The organism is Candidatus Methylomicrobium oryzae, assembly GCF_016745425.1.
GTDB lineage: Bacteria > Pseudomonadota > Gammaproteobacteria > Methylococcales > Methylomonadaceae > Methylomicrobium > Methylomicrobium oryzae.
In genome coordinates, this window is sequence record NZ_JAERVK010000009.1 from 94,480 (window position 1) to 119,280 (window position 24,801).

Consider the following 24,801-nt stretch of genomic DNA (forward strand, 5'->3'; position numbering starts at 1 on the left):
GGACGGATAACACGGATTTTTGCGAGAAGCGCCGCCAGGAGTGCAGGCACCAACGGTAGATGCTTTAGGGAAAGCTTTCGCTCCTGGCCTACGACCATGTAGACAAAACTGACACCCCAGTCTTTGCACTTTTTTGCCGCACTAGCCATCAGGATTTTTTTAAAACATGCCTAATCCTATCGACCGAATCGCCGGCTTGTCCAAAGAAAAACAAGCGCTGCTGTTTCAGCGGCTCAAGCAAAAGCCGGCTTCCGTCAGCCACGCTATCGCCAGGCGTCCGGATTTTTCACCATGCCCGCTGTCGTTCGCGCAGGAAAGATTGTGGTTTCTGGCACAAATGGAGCCTGAAAATCCGTTCTATAACATGGCAGGCACGGTGCTATTGCAAGGCAATCTGAATGTGCCGGTATTGGCGCAGGCCTTGAATGCGGTCGTCAGCCGCCATGAAGCGTTGAGGACTTCGTTCAAAATCGTCGGCGGCGAAGTCCGGCAAGTCATCGATGCGGCAAAGGCAGTTCCGGTCGGCTTGGTCGACTTATCGGCGCTGGACGGAGTGCGCCGGCCATATGCCGTCAAAGCGCTGGCGCGGCAGGAAGCGCGAGGCGTTTTCGATCTGGGGCAGGCGCCGCTATTGCGTGCCGTGCTGCTCAAGCTGGACGAGCGTCGGCATGTGTTGCTGGCGGCCTTGCATCACATTGTGGCCGACGAGTGGTCGTTGCGCCTGCTGATCAAGGAAATTGGCGTTTGTTACCGCGATTTTAGTAACGGCGTTCCGCCAACCATACCCGAATTGCCGGTGCAATACGCCGATTTTGCCGTGTGGCAGCGTAATCGTTTGCAAGGCGAAATGTACGACCGGCAAATCGCCTATTGGCGGCAGTACCTGGCGGGCGCGCCGGCGACATTGGAATTGCCTGCCGGCCGGACCCGGCCGGCGCTGATGTCGTATCGCGGCGCGGAGCATGAGTGGGTGTTGGGGCAAGACGTTTCGGCGGCGTTAACCGCGTTGAGCCGTCAGGCCGGTACGACGTTGTTTGCGTTAATGATGGCGGCATTCAATATCCTGTTGTCGCGATATACCGGGCAAAGCGACATTTGCGTCGGCTATCCGGTCGCCAACCGTAACCACAGGGAGATCGAAGGCCTGATCGGCTTTTTCGTCAATACCTTGGTGCTGAGAACCGATTTATCCGGCAATCCGACATTTGCCGAACTGCTGGCCGGCGTCAACCGGCATTTGCTGGAGGCGCAAAACAACCAGGATTTGCCGTTCGAGCGCTTGGTCGAGGAATTGGGAGCGGATCGAGCATTGAATCGCACGCCGTTGTTCCAGGCGATGCTGGTGTACCAGAACGAGGCGATGGCGGCGTTGGACGTTCCGGGGCTTAGCGTTGAAATGGCCGATGCCGAAATAGGAGCTGCCAAGTTCGACCTGACGTTGACGGTAAAAAGATCGAAAAATGCGTTGCGTTGCAGTTTTAACTACAGCAGCGATTTGTTCGACGCCGACACTATCGCGGGCATGGCAGGACATTGGGAGCAATTGCTGGAAAGCATCGCCGGCAGTTCCGACAGCGTTGCCGTTGCCGATTTGCAAATACTGACGCCGGCAGAAAACCGGCGCATTTTGTTCGATTGGAACGCGACCGAAACCGACTATCCCAAGAATAGGTTTATTCACCAATTATTCGAAGCGCAAGTAGAAAAAACGCCGGATGCCGTGGCGCTGGTTTTCCAGGAACAGGTGCTGACTTACGCGAAATTGAACGCCAGGGCCAACCAATTGGCGCATCATCTGTTAGCCGAACGGGTCGGGCCGGACATGCTGGTCGGCATCTGCATGCAGCGCTCGCCGGAAATGGTGATCGGCCTGCTCGGCATTCTAAAAGCCGGAGCCGCTTATCTGCCTCTGGACCCCGATTATCCGGCGGCCAGGCTGGAGTTCATGCTGGCCGATATTAAGCCGCCGGTGGTGCTGACCCAGGCGGCTTTGCTGGAGAAACACAGTTTCGAAACGGCTGCCGTATTGTGCCTGGATCGCGACTGGCAGCAACTGGCGGACGGCATCGACGCCAACCCGGATATTGTCCTGAGACCGGAAAGCCTGGCTTATTGCATATACACCTCCGGCTCGACCGGACAACCCAAAGGCGCCGGCGTGCCGCACCGGGGCATAGTCAATCGATTGCAATGGATGCAGCAGCAATACCGCTTGGCTGCCGGCGATTGCGTGTTGCAAAAAACGCCGTACAGTTTCGACGTTTCGGTCTGGGAGTTTTTCTGGCCGCTGATGACCGGAGCGAAGTTGGTCGTCGCCATGCCCGGCGAGCATAAAAACAGCCAGACGCTGATCGATATCGTCAGACGGCACCAAGTCACGACGATGCACTTCGTGCCGTCGATGTTGCAGGCGTTTGTCGATACGCCGGGCGTGGAAACCTGTGTTTCGCTAAAACGCGTGATTTGCAGCGGCGAAGCGTTGCCGGCCGGCTTGGCCGCGCGTTTCCGGCAAAAATTGCCGGCCGCATTGCATAATCTTTACGGGCCTACCGAAGCGTCGGTAGACGTCAGCTATTGGGAATGCCTGCCGGACGATCCGGCCGCGGCAATTCCTATCGGCCGGCCCATCGCCAATATCGAGCTATACATTCTCGATCGCCGGCTTAACCCGGTGCCTGTCGGGGTGTCGGGCGAACTTCATATCGGCGGCATCGGCCTGGGCCGGGGCTACTTGAACCGTCCCGGCCTGACGGCGGAAAAGTTCATCCCCAACCCTTACGGATCAGCGGGCAGCCGGCTGTATAAAACCGGCGATCTGGTGAGCTATCGTGCCGACGGCAATATCGACTACCTGGGGCGGATCGACCATCAAGTCAAAATCAGAGGCTTCAGGATCGAGCTGGGCGAAATCGAGGCGCGGCTGTTGGAACACCCGGACATCAAGGAGGCGGTCGTGCTGGCAAGAGAAGACCAGCCGGGCGACAAACGCTTGGTCGCCTACTTGGTCGCATCGGACGGCGCGACGGTGCAAGCTGCCGAACTGCGAGCCCTGCTGCTGGCTACTCTGGCCGATTACATGGTGCCCGCATCGTTCGTAACGCTACCCGCGTTGCCGCTGTCGGCCAACGGCAAATTGGACCGTAAGGCATTGCCCGCGCCCGACGCGGCGCTCGTTGCCAGCAGCGCTTACGAAGCGCCGCAAGGCCCCGTGGAAACGGCTGTCGCCGGGATTTGGGGGGATTTGCTCGGCGTCGCGCAAGTCGGGCGGCACGATAATTTCTTCGAAATGGGCGGACATTCATTGATGCTGGTCGGCTTGATCGAACCGCTGCGCCGGCAGGGCTATGCCGCCGATATGCGAATGATTTTCGCATCGCCTACCGTTGCCGGCATGGCCAAGGCCATCAGCAACGCCGGCGATCGAACGGATGCCTACGCGCCGCCCAATCCGGTGCCGGACCATTTTTCCCTACCTTTAACTCACAATACCGTCGAGGAATTCCGCTTATGACCACGCAAGAGCTGCTCGCTTACCTGAAACAAAAAAATATAGCGATCGCTTCGGATAACGGGGAACTGGTCATTCGAGCGGAACAGGGCGTCGTCGATGCGGAAACGCTGGCGTTGTTGAAATCGCATAAGCAGGCCTTATTGGCGGCAGTAGGAGGCAGTGCCCCGCCATTGATCACCCTCAGCCAGGACGAGATCGGCCTGATTGCGAGCCGCGTGCCCGAAGGCGAGGCCAACATCCAGGATATTTACCCGCTGGCGCCGATGCAGGAAGGCATACTGTTCCATCATTTGTTGGAGGGAGAAGGCGACGCTTATTTATTGCGTTCGATGCTTGCCTTCGACGGGCGCGAGCGGTTGGACGCTTTTTTAGACGCGCTGCAAACCGTGATCGACCGCCACGACGTGTTGCGCAGCTCGGTGCATTGGGAAGGCTTGGCGCAGCCGGCGCAAGTGGTGCATCGAACCGCGAAGCTGCCGGTCGAGGCAATCGGGCCGGTTCCCGGCAGCGATGCGCTGCAACAACTGTATGCCAAAACCGATCCGCGCTTTATGCGCCTGGATTTGCAGCGGGCTCCGCTGTTTAAAGCCTGTATTGCCGCCGATCCGCAATCCGGGCAATGGTTTCTGGCATTGCTCAACCACCACGTGGTTTGCGACCACGTCACGCTGGCGTTGGCCTTGGCCGAAATCCGGATGCTGTTGCAAGGGCAGGGCGATCGATTGCCTCCACCCGTGCCGTACCGGCATTTCATCGCCCAGGCCTTGTCCGTGTCCCCGGACGAGCACGAAGCCTATTTCCGCTGCCGGCTCGGCGCGGTCGACGAAGCGACCGCGCCGTTCGGCATCGTCGATATTCAAGGCAACGGCGGCCAAATAACCGAAGCGACTTTATTGTTGGACGACGAACTGGCGCGGCGTATCCGCAACAGCGCACGGCAACAAGGCGTCACCGCCGCCGTGCTGTTTCATGTTGCCTGGGCGCAGGTGCTGGCGCGTTGTACCGACCGGCGCGACGTCGTGTTCGGCACCGTGTTGTTGGGCAGGCTGCACGGTTCGGCCGGAGCGGACCAGGCGTTGGGCATGTTCATCAACACCTTGCCGATACGCGTCGATTTGGCCGGTGCCGACGCGCGCCAGGCCGTCAGCGATACTTACCGGAACTTGACCGAGTTGCTCGAGCGCGAACAGGCGCCGCTTGCGCTGGCTCAGCGTTGCAGCGAGGTGCCGGCCGGAACGCCGTTGTTTACGACTTTGCTGAATTACCGGCATGGCGATGCCGTGTTCGACTGGGAAGGCATGCGTGTGGTCAGCAGCGAGGAACGCACCAATTATCCGGTCACGCTGTCGGTCAACGATCTGGGCCTAGGCTTCAGTTTGACGGCGCAATGCGCGGCCGGCATCGATCCGGGCCGTATCGCCGCATATTTAGAGACGGCCATAGCCGGGCTGACCGATGCGTTGGCCATGCAGCCTGCCCAGCCCATCGAAACCTTGAACATTCTGCCGGCAAACGAGTTGCGCCAATTATTGGTCGAATTCAATGCCGAGGGTAGCGATCGTGTTCCTGAAACCGGTTCAATAACAGACGGTTTGATACACCGTCTGTTCGAGCGGCAAGCAGACCGAACGCCGGATGCGATCGCCGTTGTATACGAAGGCCGCAGCCTGACTTATGCCGAGCTTAACCGTAGCGCTAATCGGATTGCGCACCAATTACTGGCGCTGGGCGTGCGCCCCGACGATCGAGTCGCAATTTGCGTGGAACGCAGCCTGAACATGGTGGCCGGCTTGCTGGGCATCCTTAAAGCCGGCGGCGCTTACGTGCCGTTGGATCCTCATTATCCGCACGATCGTCTGTTGCATATGCTCAGCGACAGCGCGCCGGTCGCGCTGCTGGTCCAGGCCGCGTTGCAGGACAAATTGCCGCATCAAGACTTGCCTGTCGTGCTGTTGGATGCGGATATGGCCGGACATGACGGCGGCAACCCCGATCCGGCATTACTCGGATTGACCGCGCAAAATCTGGCTTATGTGATTTACACGTCGGGTTCCACCGGCTTGCCCAAAGGGGTGATGGTCGAGCACGGCAATGTAACGCGTTTATTCACCGCAACCGATCGTTGGTTCCGTTTTTGTTCCGGCGACGTCTGGACGCTGTTTCATTCGTTTGCGTTCGATTTTTCCGTTTGGGAGCTGTGGGGCGCGTTGCTGTACGGCGGCCGCTTGGTTGTCGTGCCTTACGGCGTTTCGCGTTCGCCGGACGCGTTTTATCGATTGCTGTGTCGTGAGCGCGTCACCGTGCTGAATCAAACGCCCAGCGCCTTCCGGCAGTTGATTGCCGCGCACAACGGCAGCGACCAGCGGCATAGCCTGCGCGCGGTGATTTTCGGCGGCGAGGCGCTGGAGTTTCATACCTTGTTGCCGTGGCTGGAACGCAACAGCCTGGAACAAACCCAGCTGATTAATATGTACGGCATTACCGAAATCACTGTGCACGCCACGTATTTTCCGCTGACCGACACGGATATCCGCGCTGCGGCAGGCAGCGTAATCGGCAAGCCCCTTCCCGATTTGCGTTTTTATATTCTCGACGCTGGGCTGCGACCGGCGCCCATCGGCGTAGCCGGAGAAATTTACATCGGCGGGGCCGGCGTCGCCCGCGGCTATCTGAACCGGCCCGAGCTGACCGCGGAACGCTTCGTGCGCGATCCGTTCAGCTCCGATGCCGCAGCCCGCTTGTATAAAACCGGCGACTTGGGGCGCTGGCTGCCGGACGGCAGCATCGAATACCTGGGGCGCAACGACTTCCAGGTCAAGATCCGCGGATTCCGGATCGAGTTGGGCGAAATCGAAGCCAGGCTGGTTCAATGTCCCGGCGTGCGCGAGGCGGTCGTCATTGCCCGCGAGGATAGTCCAGGCGATAAGAGATTGGTGGCCTACCTGGTCGCGGATGCCGGCATGGAGCCGGTGGCGGCCGAGTTGCGGGAACGGCTGGCGGCCAGCTTGCCGGATTACATGCTGCCGAGCGCGTTCGTAATGTTGACTGGCCTGCCGTTGACCGTCAACGGCAAACTGGATCGGCAAGCGTTGCCGTTGCCGGAAAGCAGCGCTTATGCGGCCCAAGAATACCAAGCGCCGGGCAACGAAACCGAAGCCGTGTTGGCTAAAATCTGGGCCGACGTGCTGCAACTGGACAAAGTCGGCGTCAACGACAATTTCTTTGGCATCGGCGGCGATTCGATACGCTGCATTAGCGTTGTCGCCAAGGCCAAAAGCGCCGGCTTCGCGCTTGCGGTCATCGACATTTTCAAGCATCAAACCATCGCCGATTTGGCTAAAGCGATAGCCTTGGATGGTGTGCCTGCACATACGAATCCTGAGCCGGATACAACCCGCCTCGATGCTGTGCAATTGCCGGCCGGCATTGAAGATGTTTATCCGGTGACGCAGTTGCAAATGGGCATGGTTTATCACAACCAACTGTCCGGGCAGCAGGGACTGTATCACGATGTTTTCAGCACGCTGCTAACCGTGCCGGTATGGGACGAAGATACGCTACGAGTTGTGCTTGATGCACTGTCACGCAAGCATCCGGCGCTACGGACAGGTTTCGACTTGCATCGCTACGGCGAGCCTATGCAACTGGTCCATGCAACGGCGCCCATACCGCTGATTGTCGCCGACCTCAAAGACGCCGATGCCCAGGCTCAAAACCGCATTGTTGACGAGTTTATCGAGCGCGAAAGAAAAACCGTTTTTGCGCTGGACGAGCCGCCGTTGCTGCGTGTTTTTATTCATCTAAGGGCGGAGAAAACCGTTCTATTCAGCTTGAGTTTTCATCATGCGATTTTGGACGGCTGGAGCGTGGCGTCCTTGCAAACCGAAGTGTTCAAGGCATACGCGGAGCTGGTCCGCACCGGCCGCAAAACGCTGGAGCTGGCGCCGTTGTCGCTGACGCCGAAAACCACCGTCACGCTGGAGCGGCGGGCTTTGCAATGCAGGGCGCACCAAGCATTTTGGCGCGAATACCTGGACGAATATGTTTTCTGCGCGTTGCCCTGCGCGAATAACGGGTCAAAACCGGACGCCGGGCCGAGCCGGCAGATTGCCCGTATCGATGATGAGGTTTGCGCCGGCCTGCAACGGCTGGCGGCAGACTTGCAAGTGCCGATGCGCACGCTGCTGCTGGCCGCGCATGTTCGGGTGCTGGGCATGGTGTCCGGCAAAACCGACGTCACGACCGGACTGGTCTGCAACGTACGGCCGGAGCAGGCGGACGGCGAAAAAGTGTTGGGATTGTTCTTGAATACGCTGCCGTTCCGGCAGAAATTGCGCCACACGAGTTGGTCCGAACTGATACGCGAAACATTCGCCGCGGAACTCTCGGTCATGGAACACCGGCAATATCCCTATTTTCAGCTCTATCTGGATCATGGGCGCGTGCCGTTTTACGAAGTCATTTTTAACTACATCAATTTCCACGTCTACGAGCAATTGAAAGACGTTGAAAGCATCGGTGCGATCGACGCCGGCGGTTTCGAGGACACCGGCTTTGCGCTGGCGGTCAATTGCAGTTACACCGCCGGCCGGGGCATAGAGCTGGCGCTGGCTTCGTCCCGTGTGCCGTCCGAGCATATCGGGCGGATGCTCGGTTATTACGTTACGGCGTTGACCTCTATGGCCGAAGAGCCGGATGCTTATCACGATCAATGCAATTTATTATCGGAGCCTGAGCGCCGGCAATTGCTGTTCGACTTTAACGGCGCAAGCGCGGCTTATCCGCGTGATTGCCTGATCCACCAGTTGTTTGAACGGCAAGTGGAACAAACGCCGGATGCGATTGCGGTGCAGTTCGAGGATAGGGCGTTGAGCTACCGGGAACTCAACGTCCGGGCCAACCGGCTGGCGCATTATTTGTCGGGGCTGGGCATACGGCCCGACGACCGGGTCGCGATCTGCGCGGAACGCAGCCTGGACATGGTCGTCGGTTTGTTCGCCATTCTTAAAGCCGGTGCCGCTTATGTGTCGCTGGACCCGGATTATCCGGCCGAGCGGCTGGCCTATATGCTCGATAATTGCGCGCCCGCGGCATTGTTAAGCCAGCGCCGGCTGTTGTCCAGCCTGTCGGAAGCGTCGGTGCCGCTGGTCGTGCTGGACGATGCGGCCGGCCCTTGGCAACAGCAGCCCGAACACAATCCCGATCCCGTCAAGCTGGGCTTGACTGCGCGCAATCTGGCCTACGTGATTTATACCTCGGGTTCGACCGGCTTGCCCAAGGGCGTGATGAACCAGCATGACGGCGTCGTCAACCGGCTGCTGTGGGCGCAAGACGAATACCGGTTGGCAGCCGACGACCGGGTGTTGCAAAAAACGCCGTTCAGTTTCGACGTCTCGGTCTGGGAGTTCTTCCTGCCGCTGCTGGCCGGCGCGCGCCTGGTCATGGCGCGCCCGAAAGGCCACCAAGACCCGCAGTACCTGGCCGATTGCATTGAAATCGCCGGCATTACCACCGTGCATTTCGTGCCGTCGATGTTGCAGGTATTTTTGGACCGGATCGGCAAACAACGCTGCCGCGGCTTGCGCCGCGTGTTATGCAGCGGCGAGGCCTTGCCTTATGCACTCCAGCAAAAATTTATCGAACAATGGCCGGACATCGAACTGCACAATCTGTACGGTCCGACCGAGGCGGCGATCGACGTGACCGCCTGGCGTTGCGATCCCGGCTTGCACGACGGCATCGTGCCGATAGGACGGCCGATCGCCAACATCCAGATTTATATCCTCGACGCTGGGCTGCGACCGGCGCCCATCGGCGTAGCCGGAGAAATTTACATCGGCGGGGCCGGCGTCGCCCGCGGCTATCTGAACCGGCCCGAGCTGACCGCGGAACGCTTCGTGCGCGATCCGTTCAGCTCCGATGCCGCAGCCCGCTTGTATAAAACCGGCGACTTGGGGCGCTGGCTGCCGGACGGCAGCATCGAATACCTGGGGCGCAACGACTTCCAGGTCAAGATCCGCGGATTCCGGATCGAGTTGGGCGAAATCGAAGCCAGGCTGGTTCAATGTCCCGGCGTGCGCGAGGCGGTCGTCATTGCCCGCGAGGATAGTCCAGGCGATAAGAGATTGGTGGCCTACCTGGTCGCGGATGCCGGCATGGAGCCGGTGGCGGCCGAGTTGCGGGAACGGCTGGCGGCCAGCTTGCCGGATTACATGCTGCCGAGCGCGTTCGTGACGTTGGCGGGCCTGCCGTTGACCGTCAACGGCAAACTGGATCGGCAAGCGTTGCCGGCGCCCGATGCCAACGCGTTGATCTCGCGGCCTTACGAAGCGCCGCAAGGGCCGGTGGAGGAGGCGATTGCCGGCATTTGGCAAACCTTGTTGGGCATGGACATGGTGGGACGGCACGACGATTTTTTTGCCTTGGGCGGCCATTCCTTGCTTGCCGTGCGGTTGATCGCGCGCCTGCGCCAGATGCTTGAGGTCGATGTGGCCTTGGGCGATTTTTTCGCGCAACCGACGCCGGCAGGTTTGGCCTGTCTTGCAAGCCGCGCCGGCCATGCATTGCCGCCTATTGAGGCCGCCGACCGCAGCCGGCCGTTGCCGTTGTCTTGGTCGCAGCAACGCTTGTGGTTTCTCGACCAGCTCGAACCGGCGGCCGGAAAGGCTTATCACATCCCCATCGGCGTGCGCCTGCAGGGTCGTCTAGACAGGGAAGCCTTACGCAAGTCATTAGACCGCATCGTCGTCCGTCATGAAAACTTGCGCACCTGTTTTGTCGGCATCGACGGCCAGCCTATGCAAGTTATTGCCCCGCAAGACTTGGGCTTTGCGCTGTTGGAACACGATTTGCGGGCTCTGTCGGCCGATAGCCAAACAACCGCCGCCGAGCGGATCGGCGCCGAGGAGGCCAGTCAACCGTTCGATCTGTCCGCTGGCCCGCTGATACGGGGACGCTTGTTGCAATTGTCCGGCGATGAACATCTGCTGCTGATTACCCAGCATCACATTATTTCCGACGGCTGGTCGGTCGGGCTGTTCGTGCAAGAGCTTTGCTCACTCTATGCCGCCTTCAGCCAGCGCTTGCCCGATCCGCTGCCGCAACTGCCGGTTCAATATGCCGATTACGCGGTTTGGCAACGGCAATGGCTGCAAGGTGAAATTCTGGATCTGCAAGCCGATTTTTGGCGGCGTTATCTTGCCGGCGCGCCGGCGTTGTCGGAATTGCCGGCCGACCGGCCCAGGTTGCCGGTGCAAAGCTATGCCGGCGGCAGCGTCGAGCTGGAATTACCGGCCGACTTGAGCGCAGGGCTGCGTCAATTAAGCCGGCGCCACGGCTGTACTTTGTTTATGACGCTGTTGTGCGGCTGGTCGGTGCTGATCGCGCGGCTTAGCGGGCAGAACGACCTGGCGATAGGCACGCCGGTCGCCAACCGGCAACACGCCGAGGTTGAAGCGCTGATTGGCTTTTTCGTCAATACCTTGGCGTTGCGCGTGACTTTGGACGGCGATCCCAGCGTCGCGCAATTGCTGGAGCATGTTAAAGCTGCGACCTTGAGCGCCTACGCGCACCAGGATTTGCCTTTGGAGCAAGTGGTGGAGGCCGTTAAACCGGCGCGCAGCATGAGCCACAGTCCGGTGTTTCAGGTCATGTTGGCGTTGAACAATACGCCCAAGGCCGACGTGGTAACGCTGCCGGGCCTGAGTTTGTCGCCGGTCATCAGGCCGGCTGAAACCACGCAGTTCGATCTGACGCTGTCGCTAACGGAAACCGGCGACACGATAACGGGCCACCTTGAATATGCGTCCGATTTATTCGACGCGGCGACGATCCAGCGCTGGGCCGGGCATTTGCAAACGTTGCTAGCTGCCATGATCGCCGATGACCGGCAGCGCATAAGCCGCTTGCCGATGTTGACGCCGGCCGAAATCCAACGGATCGTCGCCGATTGGAACCGTACCGGAGCCAATTTCCCGCAGCACGACGGTCTACACCGCTTGTTCGAACAACAGGCCGCACAGACGCCCGAAGCGGCGGCCGTGGCATGCGCCGGGCGGACTTTGAGCTACGTGGAACTGAACGCCCAGGCTAACCGGCTGGCGCATTATCTGCGGCAACGCGGCGCCGGGCCTGAAGTCCTGATAGGGCTGTGCATCGATCGTTCGCCGGAAATGCTGGTCGGCCTGCTGGGCATATTGAAAGCCGGCAGCGCCTATGTGCCGCTGGACCCCGATTATCCCGAAGAGCGCATCGCTTATATGATCGAAGATGCCGGCATGCCATTGGTGCTGACCCGTCAGCGGTTGCTGGACAAATTGCCGGATTGCTCGGCCGATACGGTTTGCCTGGATCGCGACTGGTCGGCAATCGAGCGTTTTGGCGACGCCAATCCCGACGGACGACATGATCCGTTGAATACGGCTTATATCATTTACACCTCGGGTTCTACCGGCAAGCCCAAGGCCGTCGCAGTTACGCACCGTAACGCGCTGCATTCGACGACAGCCAGATTCGAAAGTTACCGGGACCCGGTGCGGGCATTTTTGCTGTTGTCTTCGTTTGCGTTCGACAGTTCGGTGGCCGGGATATTCTGGACTTTGGGGCAGGGCGGCTGTTTGTGCCTGCCCGAGCGCGACGAGACGAAAGACCCGGCCGCGTTGGCCGGTTTAATCGAGCGGTACCGGATTTCGCATGTATTGGCGCTGCCGTCGCTGTACAGTGCATTGCTGACGCAGGCTCCGGCTCGACTGCAAGCTTTGGATAGCGTTATCGTGGCCGGAGAAGCTTGCAGCAACGAAGTGGTCAAACAGCATTTCGCCGTTTTACCCAAGGCGCGCTTGTACAACGAATACGGTCCGACCGAAGGCACGGTTTGGTGCAGCGTTTATCCGGTTGGCATGGAGGATACGGACAGGCCGGTAGCGATAGGCCGGCCGATTAGCAATGTCAGGATTTACGTGTTGGATGCTGCGTGGTCGCCGGTTCCGGTCGGCGTTGCCGGCGAACTTTATATCGGCGGCTCGGGTATCGTCAGGGGATATTTGAACCGTCCCGGTTTGACGGCCGAAAAGTTCGTGCCCGACTCGTTCGCGAACGACGGCGGCCGTTTATACCGGACCGGCGATTTGGCGCGTTACCGCGCCGACGGCAGCATCGAATTTCTGGGCCGATTGGATCATCAAGTCAAAATCAGGGGATTCAGGATCGAATTGGGCGAAATCGAGGCGCGGCTTTTGCAATATCCCGGCGTACGGGAAGCTGTCGTACTGGCTCGCGAGGATAAGCCTGGCAACAAGCAATTGGTCGCTTATATCGCCAGCATACCCGAGAGCCTGCCGGAAACCGGCGCGCTACGCGACTATCTGAAAACAACCTTGCCCGATTATATGGTGCCGAGCGCGTTTGTTCAGCTTGAGAAGATGCCGCTAAGCGGGAACGGCAAGCTGGAGCGTAAGACTTTGCCCGCGCCGGATTATTGCGAGCAACTGCAAAAACAATATGTCGAACCGCGTACTGAAACCGAGGCAGTTCTGGCCGGTATTTGGGCCGAAGTGCTGGATTTGGAACGAGTGGGCGTGAGAGATAATTTTTTCGACTTAGGCGGACACTCGTTACTGGCGACACAGTTGGTTTCCAGAGTGTGCCGGAAGTTTAATGTCGAACTACCTCTTAAGGCGCTGTTTGAAGCCGGCACCATTGAAAAAATAGCGGAGAAAGTCGATCTGGCTTTGTGGATTGGGAAGCATCCGGTTTTGCCGGAAGATCAAATCGAGTATGAGGACATCGAATTATAATGTTGACGGAATTACTCGCTGATTTGCGCGCTTTGAATGTTCATCTTTATGTTGAGGATGGCGCGTTAAAATGTAAGGCGCCCCGGAATGTGCTGACCGATCAAATTAAAAACCATCTTAGGGTCAGAAAAAATGAATTAATTGAAGTCCTCTCGCAAGCCGGAAAATATAACGAAATATCGATAAAACCGGCTCCCGGAACGGATTCAATTGCTCTATCCTATGCTCAGCAACGCCTATGGTTTCTTGATCAATTAGCGCCAAACAATGCTTTTTACAATGTGCCGCTTGCTCTGCGGCTAAACGGCAAGTTGAATACCGCTGCGTTGGAGCAAAGCCTGAATGAAATTATCCGGCGGCATCAAAGTTTGCGCACCATTTTCATTGGCGTAAACGGACAAGCCGAGCAGGTGATTACGGAACAGTTTAAGCTTCCGCTTGCCTGTGTGGATTTAACCGGTTTACCTGATCAGGCACGCCCGTTGGCTTTGCTGAATTTGAGCCGTCTGGAGGCTGAAAAACCGTTTGTTCTATCAACCGGGCCTTTGTTGCGTGCGCTGTTAATCGAGTTGTTTAATGATTCGAACAAGCAGGAACATATCCTGTTAATAACACTGCACCATATCGTCTCAGACGGCTGGTCGTCAGAGATATTGATGCGCGAATTAGTCGCGCTTTATCAGGTATTCAGCGAGGGCAAGGTGTCTCCGCTAGCCGAGTTAGCTATCCAATATGCCGATTTTGCTTACTGGCAGCGGCAGTGGTTGGTCGGCGACGTATTGCAACGGCAAATAGACTATTGGCGAAAACAATTGCATGCCGCTCCAACTGCTATCGAATTGCCTACCGACCGTCCCAGGCCTCCGGTCATGAGCTATCGGGGTGCAAATTACAGCTTTAGCATACCGTTTGAGCTGGCTAAACAGATTTATGCTTTAAATCGCAGCCACGATGCGACGCTATTCATGACCTTGTTGGCGGCGTTTAATGTCTTGTTATTCCGTTATAGCCATCAACAGGATTTATGTATCGGCACACCCGTAGCGAATCGCAATCGTCTGGAACTCGAAGGTTTGATCGGTTTTTTTGTTAACACACTCGTGCTGCGTACCGATTTGTCTGGCGGTCCGTCGTTTATAGATTTGTTAAGCCGAGTTCGACGTACTGTTCTGGAGGCCCAGAATCATCAGGATTTACCCTTTGAACAATTGGTCGAGGTTTTACAGCCGGAACGCAATATGAGTCATAGCCCGTTATTTCAGGTGATGTTCACATTGCAAAACGCGGTTCGGCATTCGCTGAAATTGTCAGGCCTGGGCATTAGCGCGGTAGAGAAAGAAAGCTGCATTGCCAAGTTTGACCTGACCTTACACATTCATGAACAAAAGTCCGGGTTATTAAACGGCATAATCGAATATAACACCGACTTGTTTGACTATGACACGATTGCCCGGCTGGCGGAACACTATCTGATATTGTTACAAGGTATCGTCGATAACCCTGATGGGCGTTTGTCTGAATTGCCGTTGCTGACTAAGGCGGAACGGCAACAAATCCTGATAGAGTTCAATGCTACGGCAATGGATTACTCCGATGACTGCCTGATTCAGCAATTATTTGAACGGCAAGTTGAAAAAACACCCGATGCCACCGCTGTGGTTTTTGAAGATGAAAGCTTAACTTACAAGGATCTCAACCGGAGGGCTAATCAGGTTGCTCACCATTTGCTGGCATTGGGCATACGCCCTGATGATCGGGTAGCGATTTGTGCGGAACGCGGTTTGGATATGGTGATAGGTTTATTGGGTATTCTTAAATCGGGTGCGGCTTATATTCCGCTGGACCCCAGCTATCCCTGTGAACGTTTAGCTTACATGCTCGGCGACAGTAAGCCCGTAGCCATATTGTCGCAAAGCGGCGTACAAAAAAGCCTAATGAATTTAGCGGTTCCCGTCGTGCTATTGGATGCTTTGGCACTGTTCGCCGAACAACCGGCTGGCAATCCTGATCCGCAAATGCTCGGATTAATGTCCAGCCATCTGGCCTATATCATCTATACCTCCGGTTCAACAGGCCAACCCAAAGGGGTCATGGTTGAACATGGGAATATGGTGAATTTTTTATGCGCGATGTCCAAAGTTCCTGGAATGACTTGCTCTGACTCGTTATTGGCGGTCACCACGTTATCGTTTGATATTGCAGGTTTGGAACTGTTTTTTCCGCTGATTAACGGCGCAAAAGTAGTTCTTGTCAGCCGCGCTAATGCGGCTGATCCGGTATTTTTACAACAAACAATAGCTCAGGCCGGAATTACTGTCATGCAAGCCACTCCGGCGACATGGAGGTTATTGTTAAGCGGCGGCTGGCAAGGCGCAAGCGGGCTTAAAGCGCTTTGCGGAGGCGAAGCATTGACTCTTGATCTGTCAACACAGTTAAAGGCGCGTGTCGGCGAGCTGTGGAATATGTATGGACCAACGGAAACGACCGTTTGGTCCACTTGCCGATTAATAGACGCCGAACGAACTGAATCATATCCATGCGAGTCCGTTGGCCGGCCTATCGGCAACACGCAGATTTATATTCTCGATGCCCAACTGCAACCCGTGCCGTTGCGTGTATCCGGTGAAATTTATATCGGTGGTGCGGGCGTTGCCAGGGGCTATTTGAATCAACCCGGATTAACCGCGGAACGCTTTATCCGGGATAGTTTCGGTACGAATGCCGAGAGTAATGCCCGTCTTTATAAAACCGGCGATTTAGGTCGCTGGCTACCCGACGGTAATATCGAATACATCGGCCGAAACGATTTTCAGGTCAAGATCCGCGGTTTCCGTATTGAGTTGGGTGAGATTGAAGCGCATCTTACGGCTTGTAGCGGGGTGCGCGAAGCGATCGTTATTGTCCGTGAAGATAATCCTGAGGATAAACGGCTGGTTGCGTACTTGATTGCACACGAAGGCATTGAATTGGCCGTTGCGGATTTACGCGCCCAGCTCGCTACAGGCTTGGCGGATTATATGATACCCAGTGCTTTTGTCAGTTTGTCCGCTTTCCCGCTCACTCCCAACGGCAAGCTCGATCGTAAAGCGCTGCCAGCGCCAAATTTTTGCGAACAAAAGCACTATGTCGCGCCGCGCACCGCCATTGAGGAAATTTTGACGAGCATTTGGGCTGAGCTGTTAAATATTGAAAAGATTGGGGTGGAAGATAATTTTTTTGAATTAGGCGGGAACTCTTTACTGGCTGTGAAGCTGGCTCACACCATTCAGTCGGTACTGGGAGGTAATTTGGATTTGGTTGCTTTGTTCCAGGCGCCGACCATTGAAGAATTCGCTAAACGATTGGCCGATGAAGCTACTACCGTATTATCGCCTTTGGTGGCATTGAAAAGTTCCGGAACGCGCCCACCGCTTTACTGCATCGATCCGGGGGGTTATATTTTTGAATATAAGACCTTGGCTCAAGCAATGAATCATCAACAACCGGTTTACGGCATCGATTCGCGCAGTTTATTGCTTAATCCTACAAGACAGTACGAGTCGTTTGTTGATGCCGCCGAGTATTATGTTCAGGCCATCCTACGACATCAATCCGAAGGTCCGTATTATCTGCTGGGCTGGTCGATGGGTGGCGCTATCGCCCTGATTATTGCTCAAATATTAGAATGTCGGGGCCATAATGTGGCGTTTGTCGGGCTCTTGGATACCCAAATCAAGTCATTTGTCCAAGCAGACGAAAATGCAGGCTTGCTGATGCGTTACGCGCGTTATCTGAATCCTGATGAGCTTAAGGCATTTGAGCAAATAGATGACGATGCGCGGGAAGAATTTCAAGTTTTTCTTTCAACTCTGCCCCTCGACGAGCAGTTGGAGCAGGTCATCTTATGGGCTTCCAAGCAGGGTTGCCTGCATCGCAATTTGCCTGTCTCTTTGATGAAACTGCAATTTATCGTTGCGGAAAACTCGCTCAGATTGATCAACGCGCATCAATGGGGTTTTATAAAAGCGCCAATTTACGCATGGTGGGCAAGCGATACTTTAAAAAGATATGGCCGGATACCTGAGGATTGGCGCTTATATTCTACCGGCATCGTCATTAATGAAGAAATTGAATCTAACCATATGGATATTATCAAGAATCAGCAACTGCATAACAATCTTGCCGAAATATTGAAAAATAGTCAGACGCCATTATGAATTACCGGAACCGGGCAGGGAGCACAAACGGTACACAATGTCGTCGATTGACGAGGTTAACCATGCAACATAGTTGTCTCCACTTAGGCGAGATATTTATGGCAGAATGCAGAATAATGTGAGGTAATACTTACGTTTGCTCGTCTCCGTCCTGAACATAAAAATAAATCGTTCTTACATAATATTCATGACGAGAGAAATATGATGCACACTATTGCTCCTAGCTGTAAATCGCTGGTTATGCGGAGACGAGAGCCGCTTTCTGATGATGGGGCTGCAATTCGGTTATCTCAAAAAATCAAGGTCTGTTCTTTTAGCGTTTTTTTTATCTTAACGATATTACATTCGATTCCCGGATACACAGAAACCGGTGGAAATTCAAAAGTCTTTAAATTTAATATTCCAGGCCAGAATATGGCTGCTTCATTGGTTGCCTTTTCGGAAATAACCGGTAACCAATTGAGCTATCCGGCGGCTTTAGTTAAAGATATTAAGTCCGAGCAGCTATCCGGCAGTTACACAGCCGATCAAGCCCTACAAAAACTTTTAGCCGGTTCCGGCATTTCTTATCGTCATACAGGTAACGATGCGATTGCGTTGGCGGCGAAAGAAAGTGATTCAGCGCCGCAAACAGGTATGACTACGTTAAAAACGATGACCGTGGTAGGCGAGTCGGTTCTGGATGTGAATGATCCTGATAACCAGGACTATAAAATCACCAATGCCGTTACTGCGACCAAAACCGATACGCCGATTATGGAAACACCTTTTTCAGTGAAGGTAATATCCAAGCAAGTGATGCAGGATCAGCAGTCGGTACGTTTGGATCAGGCTTTGGAAAACGTCAGTGGCGTTCAGCCGAGCCGTAGCGCGGGCGGCATCGGCGGCGGGCAGAGTTTCACCACCATTCGTGGGTTCCAGACCACCGATTTTTACCGGGATGGCGGACGATTTAACGGGAGCTTTGTGGTGAATGGACCTCGAGAGATGGCCAACGTTGAACGGATAGAAGTGCTCAAAGGGCCTGCCTCCATCCTCTATGGACGAATGGAGCCCGGCGGAATGGTTAATATTGTCACCAAGAAGCCTCTGGCGACGCCTTATTATTCGTTGCAGCAGCAGTTCGGTTCTTTCGACTTCTATCGCACTACGGCAGATGCTGCAGGCCCGGTCACTGAAGATGGATCCTTGCTCTATCGCGTCAACCTCGCTTATGAAAACGGCGGTTCTTTTCGAGAATTCATCGACAATGACCGGGTGTTTTTTGCGCCAACCGTTCAATGGAATATCAGCGATAAAACCAAGGCGAATTTCCATATGGAATACCAGCACAGTAAAGACCCTTTCGATACCGGGCTCTTTGCCGTGGGCACTCGTCCTGTAGACGTGCCGCGTGAGCGTAACTTGGGCGAGGCGGGCACACAGTCCGAGAGTGAAACTTTTATTGTCGGCTTCGACTGGTCGCACGCTTTCAATGACAATTGGACTCTGAGCCATCGCTTCGATGCCATCTTCCTGCCCAAAGCCGACGGCGGTCCTTCTGTATACGGCCAAGGCCCGGACCCGCAAAATTGTACGGTCGCCTCCTGCTCTGTGAATCGCATAACATTTGCCGATCAACGGGATGATCAGAATTATTACACCACGCTGGACCTCAACGGGAAGTTCAGTACTTGGGGGCTGAATCATTCCGTTCTGATCGGCGGCGACTATCAGCGCTTGCAACACCATTCCGACTTTGCATGGGCATTCAGTCAGCCTATTGACGCCTACAACCCGGTTCATACCGGTGTAAATGCCGATCTGCTGAGCAACCCTAATCTTTCCGGTTCCTCAAATTTCATAGAAGAATGGGGCGGTTTCTATGCCCAGGATTCGATCGAGCTGCCCTATCATGTCCATCTGCTCGCAGGATTTAGATATGACACGGTTAGAAAATCCAATTGGAGTGACTTGAATTTTAATTTTGGAAACCCCTTTGTTCAATCTACGAATACGCTTCTTCAGCAGGAAGCCGTGAATCCGCGTTTTGGTATCTTGTACCAGCCCATTCCAGAGCTAAGCCTCTATGGTAATTATGTGGAAAACTTTGGGATTGCCAATGGCCAAAATGCTGATGGAAGTTCCTTGCCACCGACTACCGCCCAGCAATGGGAAGCGGGAATCAAGACCGAGCTGTTCGACAAACGCTTCACCGGTACGCTCGCCTGGTATGACATCACCAAGCAGAACATTGCCGTCACCGATCCTAACCCGGCTAGAGCGGCTCTGGGTTTTTCACAGTCTGTCGGCGAAGTTCGTAATCAAGGGATCGAATTGGATCTTGCCGGAGAGCTGCTGCCTGGCTGGAAGCTTATCGGAAGTTACTCCTATATAGACTCAGAGATTACCAAGGACATAGCACTCGTTAACGGCGCCGTAACTCAAGGCAATCAGGGCAAAAGCTTGTGGAATGTACCCAGAAACAGCGCCAGTTTATGGAATACCTATGAGTTTCAAGCGGGCGATTTGCGCGGACTCATATTCGGCGCAGGATTGATCGTGCGCGACCAGCGGCAAGGCGACAATGCCAACAGCTTCCAACTGCCGGGCTATGCTACAGCCAACTTGATGGCCGGTTACAGCTGGAAAGTGGGGCGCACAAAACTTTCGACACAGCTTAACGTGAACAATTTGTTGGATAAATCGTATTACGACAGTGCCGCAAACAGCAGAACTCAAGGCATTATGCCCGGTACTCCGCGTAGCTTCATGGGTTCGATTCGGGTCGAGTTTTGAGTTTGTAGCTGCGTAGTAGCGAAGGTTGTTGGGTTGCCGTCTTTTGGCAGCCCAATATTTATGCCTCTTGGTTAAATGATTGTATGGATGTTGGGCTTAAATCCCGTCGTAAAATCTGGTTCAAGGTACATCTGTATCTTGGCTTGCTAGCAGGAGCGGTATTCGTATTGACCGGTCTCACCGGCAGCTTGCTGGCTTTTGAATTTCCGTTGGATGAACTACTCAATACCAAGCTGATGACTGTTCCGGTCGATAAGGAGAATAAAAGCTATTTACCGCTGGATGTTCTTGTTGCGTCGGGTTTGAAAGTATTGCCAGCCAATGGCAAAGCGATCAGCTTGGGTTTTCCCAGGCATTCAGGGTTGGCTTTTGAGCTGTGGTTTCAACAGCCTTCTCCGAATACGGATCGTCTTGAAAGCCATCAGATATTCATCAGTCCCTACACAGGTGAGATTACCGGACAGCGTCTCAAAGTTGATTTTGAGCGAGGCTGGCGAGGACCGTTAATGGATGTGGTTCTTCGTTTGCACTATAGCTTGGCTGTAGGATCGGTGGGAATAACTCTTATGGGTTTTATCGGTCTGGCTTTATTGTTTTCAATGTTAACCGGTTTGATTTTAGGGTGGCCCAGTCAGGGGAAGTTCAGAAAAGCGTTGATGATTAAGAGTAACGCCAGTCCTGAACGACTCAACTTCGATTTGCACAAAACATTCGGTTTTTATAGTTCGGCCGTACTTTTGTTGTTGATACTGGCCGGCGTATACCTGATCTTCCCGGACTATGGCCGGGGATTGATAAGTGTATTTTCACCGGTAATAGTACTGCGGGCGACATATTTGTGGAATGGCTTTATTCGCTACACAGCGGCGAAGCTTTCGGCTTTACCGGGCGGTTTATTGTTTTTACATCAGGATTAGTGCCGTTAGTGCTTTATATTTTGATTGATGCGATATCTAATTTGCATGTATATATGGCTAATATTGTATTTTGTTTTCCTCCTATAGTAAGTACTATTAATTCAAGTTTACGATTGGCTAGAGAATTAAAATTACGCGGTCACAGAATAACTTATATAGGTATTGCCGATTGTAAGCCTTTAATATGCGCCAATGGTTTTGAATTCGTGTCTATTTATGAGGAATGGTTTCCAAAAGGATGTTTTGAAGGCGTTTATTTGAAATTGCAGTCTTCAGATACAACCAACTTATCGGAGACCAGAAGTTATGCTCTTAGGTTTAATGATTTTCTTGATTATTTAATTGCAGGCGGTGATGATGAGTTAAATGTTGCGATTAAAAAATTAAAACCAGATTTAATTCTTGTATCGACGTCCTTATCTGATTCTGTTGTATGGGCATTGTTCTTTCATAAGCTTAGGCTGAAAGTCATATATGTTTTCGATGTATTAGGGGGGTGTAATTATACAGTACCACCAATACATACCGATTTGATTTCGGACGGTTCGCTATGGTCTTCAATAAAAACAGTTTCAGCATGGTTTGTTTTTAAAATAAAGAAAATGTGGCATGAAAGATATCTGGTTTGTAATGAGCTTGATTTAATATCACCTGATAAATTAAGAAAAATTTCTAAGTATTGCGGTTATTCATTCAAAGATATTGATTTTTGGACGGATATGCCGGGTTTTCAATTGAAATTGCCTGAGTTGGTTTTATTTCCGCGCGTATTTGATTTTCCGAGTGCGAAAAAAAAAGGGCGATATTATGCTGAAGCATCAATTGATTTACATAGAGAGCAACCGTCTTTTCCTTGGGAAAAAATTGATGACTCGCAGCCTATAATATACGTGGCATTAGGGACTCTTTCTTTGATGGCTAAATCTGATTATGAAAGATTTTTTCATACAGTTATAGATGCATCGACTAAATGGCCTGAATGGAATTGGGTGCTCTCGATTGGTAATAATTTGAGCATCGATGACTTTAAGTATGCCTGTTCTAATGTGATTGTTGTCAATCGTGCCCCACAGCTGGAGTTGTTAAAAAAAGCATCATTAATGATTACTCATGGCGGACCTAATTCTGTTAAGGAATGTATATTTTTTGGCGTTCCAATGATAGTTTTTCCATTATGGTTTGATCAACCGGGTAATGTTGCAAGAGTTATTTATCATGGTTTGGGACTTAAGGGTAATTTTAGAACAATTAGCTCCAAAGAATTGCAAGAACTCATAGAGGAAGTAACGGCTAATCCCAAGTTTATAGAACGAATAAAGGCAATGCAAAAATCTTTCATGGAGATTGAAGACGCAAAACCTAGTATACAGTTAGTCGAAAGATTTATAAGTCAAGCCAATATTCCATCTTTTTTGGATTAATTTAGTAAAAATCAGTTATGCTTTATTTTTTTTAGTCTGTTATATGGATTTTTATTATAGGCTGCATGCTTATGATTATTTCATAAATATGATGTTTAATTTAAAGGAAAATATAATGCTTGTTCTTGGCTTAAATGGTGGCGGTGACATGGTATTTGATACGTGTTTTGGGCTGTCTGAAAACGCCTATCACGATACTGCAGCAGTATTGATGCAAGATGGTAATATTATTGCCGGGATTGAGGAAGAGCGGCTGATTCGCATTAAACATACCAATAAAATATGGGTATCCGCTGTACGATTTTGCTTGGAACAGGCAAATAAAAAACTTGAAGATATAGATTATATTGCAGTCTATTCCAATGAAGATATTTTAAATAAGGTATTAAAACAGCAACAGCTAAACAATCCAGCGCTAGCTGAAATTGCAGATACGCATAAGTTCTTTAACTATTTGTTTTATCGTGAATTCAATTACTGTTTAAAGGATAACCAGCTTGTATTTGTCGACCACCACACTACGCATGCGGCAACAGCTTATTATATGTCGGGTTTTCGTGACAGCTTGGTGTTGACCATAGATGGACTCGGTGACGAACTGGCGACCAATGTCGTTGATGTTCGCAATAAGCGCTTTGATAATTTGTTGAGTAAGCCTGCTGCTGATTCGTTAGGGCTTTTATATTGGGAAGTGATACGTTTTCTTGGCTATAGTCATTTTGATGAATATAAAGTCATGGGGCTTTCGCCTTATGGCCGTAGTGAAACCTATAAGGAGCAATTTCAGCGATTGTATACCTTATTGCCAAACGGCGATTATTCGTTGCATCGAGATCGCGTAATTGAATTGTTCAATGTATTGAATCCTAGGAAAAAGGATGCGCCGTTTAGTCAAGTCCACATGGATATCGCAGCGGCCTTGCAAGAAGCGTTAGAGACTATTGTTTTTCATATTCTGCGCCATTTTCAGCAAGCGACTGGTCACACTCGCTTGGTAATCAGCGGCGGCGTCGGCCAAAACAGTAGCATGAATGGCAAGATTCTCTGTTCCGGTTTATTTGAGGATGTTTTTATACCCTCTTTTGCCGGCGATTCCGGTTGTGCTTACGGTGCTGCGGCTTATGTTGCCCACCAGATACAACCGGCGTTGCCTTTTGCACGCGTTGCTCACGCGTATTGGGGAACGCCAATTCATGACGGTGAAATAGGCGGCGCTTTAGAGGCTTGGCGGACATTTTTGCATATCGAGAAGATGGATAATCGTTCTGAGCGGGTTTCCGACCTGATGATAGATGGAGCGGTGATCGGTTGGGTGCAAGGGCGTTCCGAGTTTGGCCCCAGGGCTTTGGGTAATCGCAGCATTCTGGCCGATCCACGCGTCGCCTCGCATAAGGAGACGATCAATGCGATGGTCAAAATGCGCGAAGGCTACCGGCCGTTTGCGCCGTCGATCCTGGAAGAGCGGGTGCGGGATTTCTTCGAAGTGCCGGGAGAACAGGCCGATTTTCCCTTTATGTCCTTCGTGCTGAACGTCAAACCGGAACGGCGCGAGCAATTGCCTGCCATCACCCACGTAGACGGCAGCGCCCGGCTGCAAACCGTAAGCAAGGCGAACAATCCTCGCTACTGGGAGTTGATCGACGCCTTCGGTCGCAAAACCGGCATCCCGATTTTGCTGAATACCTCGTTTAATAACAATGCAGAGCCTATTGTCGATAGCATAGACGATGCTGTGGTGTGTTTTTTGACGTCCGGGCTGGATTATCTGGTCGTAGGCGATTATTTGGCTCGTAAAAAAGACTGGCAGCCTGAAGACATGGCCGGTTTAATCATCAGCTTGCCGAAAGCCGCAGTATTGCTTAGAGAAGATCGCTACATCAGCCAAAGCAAACGCGGTTTTAATTATGCACTGGTCTGGAATTACGATTCCGCGCGGCGCCATGCATTGTCGGAAGTAGGGTATAAGATATTGCAAGCGGCGGATGGAGAACAATCCATAGGTCAGCTTATGATTATGCTGGGTTTTTCAAAAGAACAGCAAGTGCAGGCTTGGGAGGAATTGCCTGGATTGTGGTCGGATCGGTTACTGGTGTTGCGGCCTGATTCCAAATCATGAAGATTGTTGCACCTGCGGAAATAGTGTCGTCAATCTGGTCTATTGTCTTGAATTTGATGATGAAGGAG

The 24,801-nt window shown here is 53.1% G+C and carries 7 protein-coding genes; all 7 read left to right on the top strand.

All coding sequences use genetic code 11. The features are described from left to right. Positions 1-166 precede the first annotated feature (166 nt). A complete protein-coding gene (locus JJL52_RS11515) occupies positions 167-3,511 on the top strand; it encodes a non-ribosomal peptide synthetase (RefSeq protein WP_202052563.1) in 3,345 nt (1,114 codons plus the stop codon). Continuing rightward, positions 3,508-13,305: a non-ribosomal peptide synthetase gene (locus tag JJL52_RS11520; RefSeq protein ID WP_202052564.1), complete on the top strand. Its 9,798-nt coding sequence runs from the start codon at positions 3,508-3,510 to the stop codon at positions 13,303-13,305. The genes JJL52_RS11515 and JJL52_RS11520 overlap by 4 nt, the downstream gene beginning before the upstream one ends. Next, positions 13,305-17,501, top strand: coding sequence for a non-ribosomal peptide synthetase (locus JJL52_RS11525; protein ID WP_236994214.1), 4,197 nt, complete (start codon positions 13,305-13,307; stop codon positions 17,499-17,501). Before JJL52_RS11520 ends, JJL52_RS11525 begins: the two co-directional genes overlap by 1 nt. 204 nt (positions 17,502-17,705) lie before the next feature. Next, positions 17,706-20,279: a TonB-dependent siderophore receptor gene (locus JJL52_RS11530; RefSeq protein ID WP_236994215.1), complete on the top strand. Its 2,574-nt coding sequence runs from the start codon at positions 17,706-17,708 to the stop codon at positions 20,277-20,279. Between the two features lie 83 nt (positions 20,280-20,362). Beyond that, the gene (locus JJL52_RS11535) at positions 20,363-21,196 is read left to right on the top strand and encodes a PepSY-associated TM helix domain-containing protein (protein WP_236994216.1); all 834 of its coding nucleotides are present in this window, start codon (positions 20,363-20,365) and stop codon (positions 21,194-21,196) included. Next, positions 21,118-22,617, top strand: coding sequence for a glycosyltransferase (locus JJL52_RS11540; RefSeq protein ID WP_336885066.1), 1,500 nt, complete (start codon positions 21,118-21,120; stop codon positions 22,615-22,617). The genes JJL52_RS11535 and JJL52_RS11540 overlap by 79 nt, the downstream gene beginning before the upstream one ends. 115 nt (positions 22,618-22,732) lie before the next feature. Further along, positions 22,733-24,733, top strand: a complete 2,001-nt coding sequence (locus JJL52_RS11545; RefSeq protein WP_202052565.1) for a carbamoyltransferase family protein — start codon at positions 22,733-22,735, stop codon at positions 24,731-24,733. Positions 24,734-24,801 lie beyond the last annotated feature (68 nt).

Coding starts and splice junctions, on each gene's coding strand:
- JJL52_RS11535 (WP_236994216.1), top strand. CDS start 20,363: ATGGATGTTGGGCTTAAATCCCGTCGTAAAATCTGGTTCAAGGTACAT.
- JJL52_RS11530 (WP_236994215.1), top strand. CDS start 17,706: ATGCACACTATTGCTCCTAGCTGTAAATCGCTGGTTATGCGGAGACGA.
- JJL52_RS11520 (WP_202052564.1), top strand. CDS start 3,508: ATGACCACGCAAGAGCTGCTCGCTTACCTGAAACAAAAAAATATAGCG.
- JJL52_RS11515 (WP_202052563.1), top strand. CDS start 167: ATGCCTAATCCTATCGACCGAATCGCCGGCTTGTCCAAAGAAAAACAA.
- JJL52_RS11545 (WP_202052565.1), top strand. CDS start 22,733: ATGCTTGTTCTTGGCTTAAATGGTGGCGGTGACATGGTATTTGATACG.
- JJL52_RS11525 (WP_236994214.1), top strand. CDS start 13,305: ATGTTGACGGAATTACTCGCTGATTTGCGCGCTTTGAATGTTCATCTT.